Origin of the sequence: Streptomyces xanthochromogenes (assembly GCF_014650455.1) — a bacterium.
GTDB lineage: Bacteria > Actinomycetota > Actinomycetes > Streptomycetales > Streptomycetaceae > Streptomyces > Streptomyces xanthochromogenes.
In genome coordinates, this window is the sequence record NZ_BMUZ01000015.1 from 213217 (window position 1) to 224805 (window position 11589).

Sequence of the window (11589 nt, forward strand, 5' to 3'; positions counted from 1 at the left end):
GTGGGCAAACCCCCCCCGGGGCCGGGGCGGGGCCCCGGGAATGCGGAGGGCCGCCCACCCCGCGCAGGGGTGGGCGGCCGAGGAGGGCAGGGGGCTACGCCGCCGCCTTCGCGGAGGACAGGCACTCGTTGATGAACTCCAGCAGCACCCGCGGCGTGGACGCCTCCGCGACCGTGTCGTCGGACAGCTGTATCTGGTAGTCCCGCTCGATGACCCCCGTCACCTGAAGGATCGCCAGGGAGTCGTAGCCCAGGTCGTCGAAGGGCACGTCCAGGACGTCCCCGTCCAGGTCGATCCCCTCGCCGACACCCGCGCACTCGCGCAGCAGCGTGGTCAGTTCCTTGAGATTCATGAAGCTCGCCTCTCTCAACGCCAGCAAATGGCAACAACAAATGGGGAGTTCAGTTCGCCGCGGTCACAACGGCCGCGGCGTTGAAGCCGCCGGTCCCGCGGGCCAGGACGAGTGCGGTACGGACGGGCCCGCGCCGGGCCTCGGTGACCAGGTCGAGCGCGTCGGCCGCGACCGGCGAGGTGACGTTCACGGTCGGCGGGATCACCGCGTCCCGGATGGAGAGCAGCGCCGCCGCCAGGTCGAGCGAGGCGCCACCGGCCGACAAGCGGCCCGTCATGGTCTTGGGGGCCGTCACCGGCACCCCGCGGGGGCCGAAGAGGGCGGTCAGCGCCGCCTCCTCCTGGCGGTCGAGCTCGGGCACACCGGACGCGTCGGCGAAGACGACGTCCACGTCACCCGTGCTCAACCCGGCTTCCGCCAGGGCGAGTTCGGCCGCGCGGCGCAGCCCCGGCTCACCCTCGCGGCCCGGCCCCGGGTCGAAGGTCGCGGCGTAGCCCGAGAGCTGTCCGTAGATCCGGGCGCCGCGCTCGCGGGCCGCCTCGGCGTCCTCCAGGACGAGGATGGCGCCGCCCTCACCGGCGACGTAACCGCTGGCCTCGCTGTCGAACGGCAGGAAGGCGCGCGCCGGGTCGGCGACGGAGCTCATCCGGCCGCCGGCGAGCTGCGCCGTCCAGCCCCAGGGGCAGACCGCGCCGTCGACACCGCCGGTGACGATGAGCTTGCTGCCCTTGCGCAGCTGGCGCCGGGCCTGGGCGACCGCGTCGAGCCCGCCCGCCTGCTCCGTGACGAGCACACCGCTGGGTCCGCGAAGGCCGTGCCGGATGGAGATCTGGCCGGTGTTGACGGCGTAGAACCAGGCGTACGACTGGTACGCGGAGACGTACTGGCCGCCCTTGCTCCACAGCGCCTGGAGTTCGCGCTGGCCGAACTCGAAGCCGCCCGCGGAGGCCGCGGTGACCGCGCCCGCCGAGTACTGCGGCATCTCGGCCGGGTCGGCGCCCGAGTCCTCCAGGGCCTCCTTCGCGGCGGTCAGGGCGAGGCGCGTCATGTGGTCGGTCTGCGGAAGCAGCCGGCTCGGGATGTGCTCCTCGGCCTCGAAGCCGGGCACCTCGCCCGCGAGCGTCGCCGGGTAGCCGGAGGCGTCGAAGCGGGAGACCGGGCGGATGCCGCTCTCGCCGGCCACCGTCGCCTCCCACCAGGCCTGTGTGCCAAGGCCGTTGGGGGCGGTCACGCCGATCCCGGTGAACACCGCGGTGGCGGAGCGCACCGCCGTACGTTCGAGCAGCTCGCTCGTCATGCCGTCTTCCTCCGCTCGGGCTTGGTGAGCACGATCGCGCTCTGGAATCCGCCGAAGCCGCTGCCGACGCTGAGCACGGTGTTGATCTCGCGCTCACGGGCGTGGACCGGCGTGTAGTCGAGGTCGCACTTGGGGTCGGCCTCGTGCAGATTCGCGGTGGGCGGCACCATGCCGTGCTCGATGGCGAGCGCGGACGCGGCGATCTCCAGGGAGCCGATGGCGCCGAGCGAGTGCCCGATCATCGACTTGATGGAGGAGACGGGCGTCGCGTACGCGTGGTCGCCGAGGCTCTTCTTGAACGCGGCGGTCTCGTGCCGGTCGTTCTGCAGGGTGCCCGAGCCGTGCGCGTTGATGTAGTCGATGTCGGTGCCGGGGATGCCCGCCTCGTCGAGGGCCGCGCCGATGGCCTCGGCCATCTCCGCACCGTCGGCCCGCAGGCCCGTCATGTTGTACGCGTTGGAGCGCGAGGCGAACCCGGCGATCTCGGCGTAGATGTGCGCGCCGCGCGCCACGGCCTGCTCGTACTCCTCCAGGACGAACACCGCGCTGCCCTCGCCGAGGACGAAGCCGTTGCGGGACTTGTCGAAGGGACGCGAGGCCGTCTCCGGCTCGTCGTTGCGGTTCGAGGTGGCCTTGATGGCGTCGAAGCAGGCGACCGAGATCGGCGAGATCGGCGCCTCGGTGGCCCCGGCGATCATGACGTCGGCGCTGCCCTCGCGGATCAGCTCGACGGCGTGGCCGACCGAGTCGAGGCCCGAGGTGCAGCCGGTGGAGACCACGGCCGTAGGGCCCTGCGCGCCGAACTCCCAGGCCACCTCGGCCGCGAACGAGCTGGGCACGAAGTAGTCGTAGAGGTGCGGCACGGCCCGCTCGTGGTCGACGAGCCACTCGGCGCCGTTGTTGCTGACCGCCGCGTACTCGTAGTCGAGCCCGGTGGTCGCGCCGACCGCGCTGCCGATGGTGACACCGGTACGGAACGGGTCGATGCCCGCCATGTCGAGACCGCTGTCGGTGACCGCCTCACGGGCGCCGACGAGTGCGAACTGGGCGGCCCGGTCGAGCCGTCCCGCCTGCTCCTCGGTCAGCCCCTGGGCGAGCGGGTCGAAGTCCACTTCGGCGGCGATCCTCGACCGGAAGGCCGAGGCGTCGAAGAGCGTGACGGCCCTGGTCGCGGTACGGCCCGCGGTCAGCAGGGACCAGTACTCCTTGGTGCCAACGCCCCCGGGGGCGACCACACCGATTCCGGTGATGACTACGCGTCGGCTCACCTGTCCCCCTCGTTGGGCTGGGCCTGGGGGTGCGCCCCGGGAATGTGCAGCACGGCTGCGTCACCTCTCTGATAGGTCCGCTGTGAGATCCGCTGTTGGAAGGAGTCTCGTCCCGTCCTCTTGACGCCCGCTCGACTCGCCGCCGTACTCGCCCTTGAGCGACTCCCGGAGTTCGAGGGCCACTTCGCGAAGCAGCTCGGGCACCACGCGCTCGCGCACGAAGAAGTGGTCGCCGGGCATGGTCTGGAGCCGGAAGCGGGTCACCGAGTAGTCGGCCCACTCGGCCACTTCCCACAGCGGCGCGATCGGATCGTCCCGGCCGGCCAGCGCCATCAGCGGAGTGCCCACCGCCTTGTCGGCGTTGACCTGGCACAGCGCCTCGCCGAGCCGCAGGTCGTCACGGAGCGCCGGGATCACATGGCGCTGCCACAGCGAACGGTCCCGCCCGCCGGCCTCCGGCGGAGCCGCCTCCAAGTCCACCAGCAGATCGATGAGTTCGTGGTCCGGGAGCCGCGCCCCGCGCAACAGCGTGTTGCGCAGGTGCGGCGGCGGCACGGCCCCGATCACCAGGCGGGCCGGCGGCAGCAGCCCGTCGTCCTCCAGGGTCCGGGTCAGCGCGTGCGCGACCAGACCGCCCAGGCTGTGCCCGTACAGGAGGTAGGGCCGGTCGAGCAGCGGGGTGATCAACTCCCTCAGCTCGTTCATGAGTTCGGTGGCGTCGGTGATCCGGGCCTCCTTGGCGCGCGGCCCGCGGCCCGGCAGCAGGACCGGTACGACCTCGGCCGTGTCGCCCAGGATCTTCTGCCACTTGGCGAAGGAGGAGATCCCGGCGCCCGCGTGGTGGAAGCAGAACAGCCAGGGCGTCACGGTGTCTTCCCGGGTGGCGCTCTCGGCTCTCATTCGTCGATCAGGGCGACCGCCCGGGTCCAGCCCGCCCCCGCTCCGGCGATCTTCACGGGGAAGCAGGACACCCGGAAGCCGTGCGTGGGCAGCGTGTCGAGCTGGGCGAGCCGCTCGACCTGGCAGTACTCGCGCCGCCGCCCCGCGAAGTGCGCGGGCCACAGGACCGACTTGTCGCCGGTCTCCTGGAAGGTGCGGATCATGTGCCCGAAGGGCGCGTCCAGGCTCCAGGCGTCGGTGCCGATGACCCGTACGCCGAGGTCGAGCAGGAAGTCGGTGGCCGGGCCGTCGAGGCCCGCGAAATCGGTGAAGTACCGCGGTGTGCCCGAGTGTTGTGACGCTCCCGTGTGCAGCATGACGATGTCGAGCGGCTGCGGGGTGTACCCGATCTCGGCGATCTGCTTCTCGATGCGCTCGACACCGATGGCGCCGATGCCCACGTCGCTGACGTCCAGGACGACGGCGGGGCGCAGGAACCAGTCCAGCGGCATCTCGTCGATGTGCCGGGGCCGCCCGTAGTCGCCGACCGAGCCGTAGTGCGAGGGGGCGTCCACATGGGTGCCGGTGTGGCTGGTCAGGGTGAGCGTGTCCAGGGACAGGAGTTCGCCCCCGGGCAGGTCGGCGGGATCGAAGTCGAGCCCGAAGTGCTCCTTCATCTCCGCCGCCATGTGTGCGGCGCCCTCTGCGGGCGTCATGATCTCGTGGACGATCGGGTCCGGTTCCCAGCCGGCCGCGTCCACGGGCGACGACAGATCGATGACTCGCAAGGTAACCCCCAGTGTCGATTGGCGACGTTCGGGGGCACTGTGCGTCGAGCGCCTAGAGGCCGGATCGAGCCACGCACGCGTCGGACCCCGCCCTGTGGGGGGAGAGGGCGGGGTCCGGACGCGTTGCTGCCGGGCGGTCGAGCCACCCGTGCGCCGCTCAGGCGGCGAAGAGGTCGAGCACCGGGCGGCGCCCGGCCAGGTGCGAGTCCAGCGCCGGGTCACCGGCGAGCACCGCGCGGTGCAGCTGCCGGAGCCGCGCCGAGGGGTCGAGCCCGAGCTCGTCGGCGAGCCCGCGGCGCAGGTTCTGGAACACGTCCAGCGCCTGCCACTGCCGCCCCGAGCGGTACAGCGCCACCATGCACTGGGCGTGCAGGCCCTCGTGCAGCGGGTGACGGGCCGTCAGGGAGGTCAGCTCGGCGAGCAGTTGCATGTGGCGTCCGAGCCGCAGATCGGAGTCGATCCGCTGCTCCAGCACCCCCAGCCGGCTCTCTTCGAGCCGGACCAGCTCGATCTCCAGCAGCGGCCCGAGGCGGACGTCCACCAGGGCCGGCCCGCGCCACATGCCGAGCGCCTCGCGGTACAGGGCGGCCGCGCTCTCGTCGTCGCCGCGCTCGGCGGCACCGCGCCCGGTCGCCACCAGACGGTCGTACTCGTGCACGTCCACCGCACCCGGCGTCACTTCGAGGAGGTAGCCACCGTGCCGGGTGGCCAGCACCTCACGTGCGGTGTAGGGGCTGTCCGGGCCGAGTGCCCCCGCGATCAGCCGGCGCAGCTGGAGGATGTACGTCTGCAGGGTGGTCAGCGCGCTGCGGGGCATGTCGGAGCCCCAGATCTCCTCCATCAGCGTCGGCACGGGCATGACCTGGTTCGCGTACACCGAGAGCAGCGCCAGTATCTGTCGCGGCTTGCCGGCGCTCGGGACGACCGACGTGCCGCCCGACTCGGCCATGAGCGGACCGAGAACCTTGATCTCCATGGGATTCCTCCGGGGTCGGATCTGCCGGATGACCCGATGGTTTTCGGACCCGGCTCCAAGCACCCTCAAAAGCTGTCATCCGGGCCCGGCTTACGGCAGTGCCGCGCTCCTGAACCCGGCATGTGAGTGTCCTGGGGACGGGTATGAAAGTTTCATGTGCATCCCGTGACGGCGGCACTGGGGCGGATTCGGCCGACCCGGCAGAGTTCTGGACGTCGGCCCGACCAGGAGTCGAGAGCCGACGGCTAGGGGGGTCAGGTCCCCTCGGCCTTCACCAGCTGTCTGCCAGGGGGAAAACCATGAATGCGAACGTCGGCCTCGGTCTTGCTGTCTCCGTCGGTGACGACCTGGTGATCGAGGAGTTCGGGCGGAACGTCCTGGCCGGACAGGCACCCGTTCCCTGCGGCCTCACCGGCGTGGCACCGGTACCCGCAGCCGGCAACCGTGACGCTGCTCGGTACAGCGCCTGATGGGGGCCGTCCGGACCGCCGCCCCGCTGCTGGGGTTCAAGCCGCACCTGCGGGTCGAGCAGGTGCCCGGTGAAGCGGTGTACCTGATCTCCGACCAGCGGGTCACCGCACTGCACGGCGAGCAGATCGCACGGCTCGCCCCCCTCCTCGACGGCACCCGCCCCCTGGAGCGCATCGCCCAGGACACGGAGGGCGCGCTCCCCACCGGGCAGGCCGCCCGGCTGGTGTCGCGACTGACCGGTGCCGGGCTGCTCTGCGGCCGCGAGCGCCGGATGTCGCCGCAGGAGGCGGCCGAGCAGGCGTACTGGGAAGCGGCGGGACTGGACGGAACCCGGGCGGCCGACGCCCTGGCCCACGGCGCGGTACGCGTCGTAGCGGCCGGCAGCACGAGCGCGGAGGAGCTGTGCGCGGTCCTCCGCGCTGCCGGACTCACCCTCACCGACGAGCCCGCGGACCTCGCACTCGTCCTCTGCGACGACTATCTGGATCCTGAACTCGCTGTCATCGACGCCGAGTTCAGGGCCTCGGGCCGGCGCTGGCTGCCGGTGAAGGCCGAGGGCACCGAGATGTGGATCGGCCCCTTCTTCGGGGACGCGGACGGGCCCTGCTGGGCCTGCCTGGCCGAACGCCTGTGGCGCAGCCGCCCGGTGGAGGCCCACGTCCAGCGGATGCTGGGCCGTTCGGGCCCGGTGGCCCGCCCGTCCTGCACCCTGCCCGCCGCCCGCCTCGCCGCCCTCCAGCTGGCGGGGCTCGAAGCCGCCAAGTGGCTGGCCGGATACCGGGACGCGAGCCAGCAGGCGCTGCGCACGCTCGACGGGCTGACCCTCACCGGCGAACTCCACCCCGTCGTCCGCCGCCCGCAGTGCCCGAGCTGCGGCGAGCCCGGGATGACCACCGCCCAGGTGCAGGCCCCGGTCGTGCTGAGCTCGCGCATCAAGCGCGATACCGACGGAAACGGCCACCGCAGCCTCACACCTCAGCAACTCATGGAGCGGTACGGCCACTTGATCGATCCCGTCACGGGCCTGGTGCGCGGCGTGAAACGTCACGAGTGCGGCCCCGCCTTCTTCAACTCCTTCTCGGCCGGTCTCAACCCGGCTGCGGGCTCTCAGGGACTCGGCGCGATACGCGGCGGCCTGCGCGCATCCTGCGGCGGCAAGGGCGCCACCGAGATCCAGGCCAGAGTGAGTGCGCTGGCCGAGGCCCTCGAGCGTCACTCGGGTCACTTCGAGGGCGGCGAGTCCACGGTTCACGGCACCTACCGCGACCTGGCGCACGATGCGATCCACCCCGACGCCGTCCAGCTCTACGACGAGCGGCAGTACGCGGACCGCACCGACTGGAACGAGGCCCACGGTCCCTTCCAGTACGTCGCCGACCCCTTCGACGAGGAGAGACCCACCGACTGGACCCCGCTGTGGTCGGTGACCGAGCAGCGGCAGAAGCTGCTCCCGACAGCGCTTCTCTATTACGGCGTGCCCCAGCCGGCCGGCGCCTTCTCCTGCCTGGCCACATCCAACGGCACGGCCGCCGGGGGAACCCTGGAGGACGCCGTGCTCCAAGGCTTCCTCGAACTCGTCGAACGCGATGCGCTCGCCCTGTGGTGGTACAACCGCACCCGCCACCCCGCGGTCGAACTCGACGCCTTCGACGACCCCTGGATCAGTGAACTGCGCCGCGTACACGCATCGTTGGGGCGTCAGGTGTGGGTGCTCGACCTCACCGCCGACCTCGGCATCCCGGTCATGGCGGCCCTGTCCAGGATTGTGGGCGCCGAACCCGGGCAGCGGCAGGACATCATGTTCGGTTTCGGTGCGCACTTCGACCCCGCCATCGCGCTGCGCCGCGCCCTGACCGAGCTCAACCAGATGATGCCGCACGTGGTGGCGCCCGACGGCAGTGTCTCCCAGGCTGTCGCGGAGGACCCCGATGTGCGCGAGTGGCTACGGACCGCCACCGTCGAGGACCACCCCTACCTCCTGCCCGCCGACTGTGCCCCGACCGGGCCCGACACACACCCCTACACTCCGAACGACGACCTGAACGAGGACATCGAAGCGGTCGTAGGGCTGCTGCGCGGCAAGGGGATGGAACTCCTCGTACTCGACCAGACGCGGCCCGACGTCGGCCTTCCCGTGGTCAAGGTGGTGGTGCCCGGACTCAGACCCCACTGGGCCCGCTACGCCCCGGGAAGACTCTTCGACATCCCGGTGCAGCTCGGCAGACTGGCCGCGCCGACCCCGTACGAGGACCTCAACCCGGTCCCGCTGTTCCTCTGAACCGCACGTAGCACGCGAACCACACCCTGCCGGTGGAAGGACCCCCTCTCATGCGTATCGACCGCCTCGCGGCCCGTGAACTCGGTGAGTTCTGGTCGCTGCGCGAGGACGTCACGGTGCTGTTCGGCCAGAGCACCGTGCTGCGTACGCCCTGGGGGGAGCTGCGCCTGGAGCGGCCGGGTCCGCTGCTGCGCGAGGCACTGCACCGGATGCAGTTCGGCCCCGTCTCGCTGGGCAACGTGGTGCCGGGCTTTCCCGGATACGACGTGCCCAAGCAGGAGTGGAACGAGGCGTCCCGCGAACTGCTCGATGCCCTCGACCCCCTCCAGCACGTGATCGTGCGGCACCTCGCCATCGGCGCCTCTCCACTGCTGAGCGTGATACCGCTCTCGCCGGACGCCACGTTCCGCCCGCCCCCGGTCGCCCCCGGAGGTGATCTGCGAGTACCGAAGGAAGCGGTCGTGCGCAGGCCGGGGCAGGACCCCGTGCTCTCGTACGAGGGCTGCGACCACCGGGTCGAACTGCACGGCCCCGACGCTCCGCGACTGCTGTTCCACCTCCAGGGGGGCAAGGGCGATTTTCGGTCACCGGGCGACGTTCCGCTGCCGCGGAGCGTCGTCCAGGCCGCGCGCGCCTACGCGGTCGCCGCCGGAGTGCTCTCCGCCATCGACCTCAGAGGTGCGGCCCGCCTGTGAGAACCGGTCGAGCACTACAGATCCGGCCGCGGAATTGCCTATGATCCGGTCCGGAGACGTGCTTCTGACCGGGCACCGAAAACCATGGGGGACAGTTGAAAGCAGGAATAGTCGACCAGGGGGAGATTTCTTCCGCTGATGTCGGCAGCCAGGTGCTGCCGCCGAGAAAAGCCATCGCCATCACCGCCGTGGTGCTGGTCGGCTTCTTCGTCATCGACGGCTCGTACGTGTGGCTGGAGCAGCCACCGCGGTGGGAGCTCGTCGCCGGACTCCTGGGCTTCGCCGCCATCCTGGGATTGCAACTCGGCCATTCCTTTCCGAACCTCGCGCCGTGGTCTCCCCGTTACCGGTACGCGACCTGGGCGGCCCAGGGGCTGCTCACGTATCTGCCGATCCTCGCCTTCGGAGTCGGCTGGGGCGGGATGACGGAGTTCTTCACGGCCTCGGCCGTGCTGGTGTTCCCCGCGACGATCGGCTGGCCGCTGTTCTGTCTGGCGGCGGTCGGAGACAGCCTCGTCTTCCTTCACTACGGGACCGGCTGGGAAACCGGCGTGTACGCGGTGATCGAGGCTGTATTGATCCCGCTCATCGTCATCGGGCTCTCGCGGATGTCCGACATGATCGTGAAGCTGCACCGCTCGCGCGAGGAGCTCTCCCGCCTGGCCGTCGCCAGCGAACGGCTGCGTTTTGCAAGGGACTTGCACGACGTCCTCGGCTTCAGCCTGTCCGCGATCTCCCTCAAGTGCGAACTCGCCTACCGGCTGCTTGCCGACGCGCCCGCCAAGGCCCACGAGGAACTCGGAGAGGTGCTCCGCACCTCGCGCAAGGCGCTGGCCGACGTGCGATCGGTCAGTCGCGGATACCGTGAGATGTCGTTGTCCGGCGAGGCCAACGCCGCAGTCTCCATGCTGTCCGCGGCGGGAATCCGCACCAGCATGAACGTCGACGGTGCGGCTCTGCCCGCCGTGGTGGACACGGTCCTCGCGACCGTGCTGCGCGAGGGTCTGACGAACATGCTCCGGCACAGCAAGGCCGAACAGTGCGAGATCCGGGCCGTATGCCGCGACGGCAGCGCCGTGCTGACGCTCGCCAACGATGGAATCGGCCGATCGCGGATCCCGAAGAGCGGCACGCACAGTGGCCTGGCCGCGCTCGACTCCCGGATCCAGGAACTCGGTGGCACCCTGACCCACGGGCCCGACGGGCAGGGCTGGTTCCGGCTCAAGGCAGTCGTGCCGCTGCCCGCCCACGCCGACGGGGAACCCGGCCCGGGCCGCGCCACCGCGCCCGAGGCCGCCGACACCGATCGGCCGACTCTGTCACCTCGGGGCCTGGGCCATCCCGACATCGTCCCGCGTGCGGCCTCGGCGATCGCGTTCGCGGTTCTGGTCGGCTACTTCCTGGCCTACTCGGAGATAGCCATGGCCTACCACCCCGCCTTCGGCCACGGGCTCGCAGTGGAGCTCTGTCTGTCGGCCACGCTCGTCATCCAGCTGGCCATCTCTTTCCAGTGGCGCTTCGCCAGGCTGGCGCGCCGGGGGCGGGCACTGCGCCACGGGGCCCTGGCGGCGTTGCTCCTGCTCCAATTCGTTCCGCCCGTCTTCCTCGGCCAGACCTGGGTGGGGCTGCCGGGATTCGTCGCCGGTGCGGCTCTTCTCACCCTTCCGGCCGCGGCGGCCTGGCCCCTGCTCACCGCCGTCACGGTGGCCTGCGGTATCGAGCTGTACGCCGCGGGCAACGCACCGTGGGACATCACATGGCAGAGCGCCTACACGGTCACGTGCGCCCTGGTCGTCTTCGGCCTGTCCCGCATGGCGCAGCTCGCCTCCGAACTGCACCGCTCCCGTACCGAGATCGCCCGCCTCGCGGTGACGACGGAACGTCTGCGCTTCGCTCGTGATCTGCACGATCTGCTGGGGTTCAGCCTGTCCGCGATCACGCTGAAGTGCGAGCTGGTTCGGCGGCTCGCACCCACCCGGCCGGTGCAGGCACAGGCGGAGTTGACCGAGGTGCTGGGGATCGCACGGCAGGCCCTTGCCGATGTGCGTACGGTCGCCGAGGGGCGCCAGCGGATGAGCCTGACCGCCGAGGCGGAGAGCGCGACCGCGATGCTGGCCGGGGTGGGGATCCGGGCGACCGTCGACACCGACTGCGGTGAACTTCCCGACGACGTGGAGACGGTCCTCGCCACCATGCTGCGGGAGGGCCTGACCAACATGCTGCGGCACAGCAAGGCCGCCCACTGTGAGATCACCGCGGAGCGCACCGCGGCCGGAGTGCGCCTGACGCTCGTCAACGACGGGGTGGATGGCTGCTCGGACAGGGGGCTCGACTCGAAGGTCAACGGCGGCAGCGGGATCGGGAATCTGACCACCAGGGTCAGCGCGGTGAACGGCCGTCTGGAGGCGGGGGCGCGGCCGGGCGGGCGGTTCGAGCTGAAGGCGGAGGTCGAACTCCTCGCCACTGCGGCCTGATTGAACGCTGGGCGACGAGCCGGCCACAACCGAAGAGATGCAAGCTCATGGGGGAGAGTTGGGGACCGATGCGGCCTGCCGCACGGGTGGGCAACCCGTACGCGGGGGACC

General features: G+C 71.0%; 10 protein-coding genes. 4 read left to right on the forward strand and 6 right to left on the reverse strand.

Translation table 11 applies throughout. The features are described from left to right. Positions 1–94: 94 nt before the first annotated feature. The 6 genes from IE267_RS33455 to IE267_RS33480 all read right to left on the reverse strand — a co-directional run bounded on the left by IE267_RS33455 (position 95) and on the right by IE267_RS33480 (position 5560). Positions 95–352 (reverse strand): acyl carrier protein, encoded by a 258-nt coding sequence (locus tag IE267_RS33455; RefSeq protein WP_161244445.1) that lies wholly within the window; start codon positions 350–352, stop codon positions 95–97. A gap of 49 nt (positions 353–401) precedes the next feature. Continuing rightward, entirely contained in the window at positions 402–1649 is a 1248-nt protein-coding gene (locus tag IE267_RS33460; RefSeq protein ID WP_167153301.1) for a ketosynthase chain-length factor, read from the reverse strand. Then, positions 1646–2917 carry a beta-ketoacyl-[acyl-carrier-protein] synthase family protein gene (locus IE267_RS33465; protein ID WP_161244447.1) on the reverse strand — a complete coding sequence of 424 codons (1272 nt, stop codon included), beginning with the start codon at positions 2915–2917 and terminating at the stop codon, positions 1646–1648. The genes IE267_RS33460 and IE267_RS33465 overlap by 4 nt, the downstream gene beginning before the upstream one ends. Positions 2918–2977: 60 nt before the next feature. Then, positions 2978–3817, reverse strand: a complete 840-nt coding sequence (locus tag IE267_RS33470) for a thioesterase II family protein (RefSeq protein ID WP_161244448.1) — start codon at positions 3815–3817, stop codon at positions 2978–2980. Beyond that, the gene (locus IE267_RS33475) at positions 3814–4584 is read right to left on the reverse strand and encodes a cyclase family protein (RefSeq protein WP_161244449.1); all 771 of its coding nucleotides are present in this window, start codon (positions 4582–4584) and stop codon (positions 3814–3816) included. The genes IE267_RS33470 and IE267_RS33475 overlap by 4 nt, the downstream gene beginning before the upstream one ends. Positions 4585–4741: 157 nt before the next feature. Further along, complete coding sequence (locus IE267_RS33480; protein WP_161244450.1) at positions 4742–5560, reverse strand: AfsR/SARP family transcriptional regulator; 819 nt, start codon at positions 5558–5560, stop codon at positions 4742–4744. A 299-nt stretch (positions 5561–5859) separates the two neighbouring features. On the opposite strand from IE267_RS33480, the gene IE267_RS33485 reads away from it, so the two are divergent. From IE267_RS33485 to IE267_RS33500, 4 genes are all read left to right on the forward strand, one after another. Then, positions 5860–6030 carry a hypothetical protein gene (locus IE267_RS33485; RefSeq protein ID WP_189765721.1) on the forward strand — a complete coding sequence of 57 codons (171 nt, stop codon included), beginning with the start codon at positions 5860–5862 and terminating at the stop codon, positions 6028–6030. Next, complete coding sequence (locus tag IE267_RS33490; protein ID WP_189765722.1) at positions 6030–8309, forward strand: TOMM precursor leader peptide-binding protein; 2280 nt, start codon at positions 6030–6032, stop codon at positions 8307–8309. The genes IE267_RS33485 and IE267_RS33490 overlap by 1 nt, the downstream gene beginning before the upstream one ends. A 50-nt stretch (positions 8310–8359) precedes the next feature. Further along, a complete protein-coding gene (locus IE267_RS33495) occupies positions 8360–9004 on the forward strand; it encodes a hypothetical protein (RefSeq protein WP_189765723.1) in 645 nt (214 codons plus the stop codon). A 95-nt stretch (positions 9005–9099) separates the two neighbouring features. Next, on the forward strand, positions 9100–11478 hold the full coding sequence (locus IE267_RS33500; RefSeq protein ID WP_189765724.1) for a sensor histidine kinase: 2379 nt from the start codon (positions 9100–9102) through the stop codon (positions 11476–11478). Positions 11479–11589: the final 111 nt, after the last annotated feature.

What these genes read in the sequence shown, in the direction of transcription:
- IE267_RS33490 (WP_189765722.1), top strand. Translation starts at nt 6,030, where the DNA reads ATGGGGGCCGTCCGGACCGCCGCCCCGCTGCTGGGGTTCAAGCCGCAC.
- IE267_RS33455 (WP_161244445.1), bottom strand. Translation starts at nt 352, where the DNA reads ATGAATCTCAAGGAACTGACCACGCTGCTGCGCGAGTGCGCGGGTGTC.
- IE267_RS33485 (WP_189765721.1), top strand. Translation starts at nt 5,860, where the DNA reads ATGAATGCGAACGTCGGCCTCGGTCTTGCTGTCTCCGTCGGTGACGAC.
- IE267_RS33470 (WP_161244448.1), bottom strand. Translation starts at nt 3,817, where the DNA reads ATGAGAGCCGAGAGCGCCACCCGGGAAGACACCGTGACGCCCTGGCTG.
- IE267_RS33495 (WP_189765723.1), top strand. Translation starts at nt 8,360, where the DNA reads ATGCGTATCGACCGCCTCGCGGCCCGTGAACTCGGTGAGTTCTGGTCG.
- IE267_RS33480 (WP_161244450.1), bottom strand. Translation starts at nt 5,560, where the DNA reads ATGGAGATCAAGGTTCTCGGTCCGCTCATGGCCGAGTCGGGCGGCACG.
- IE267_RS33460 (WP_167153301.1), bottom strand. Translation starts at nt 1,649, where the DNA reads ATGACGAGCGAGCTGCTCGAACGTACGGCGGTGCGCTCCGCCACCGCG.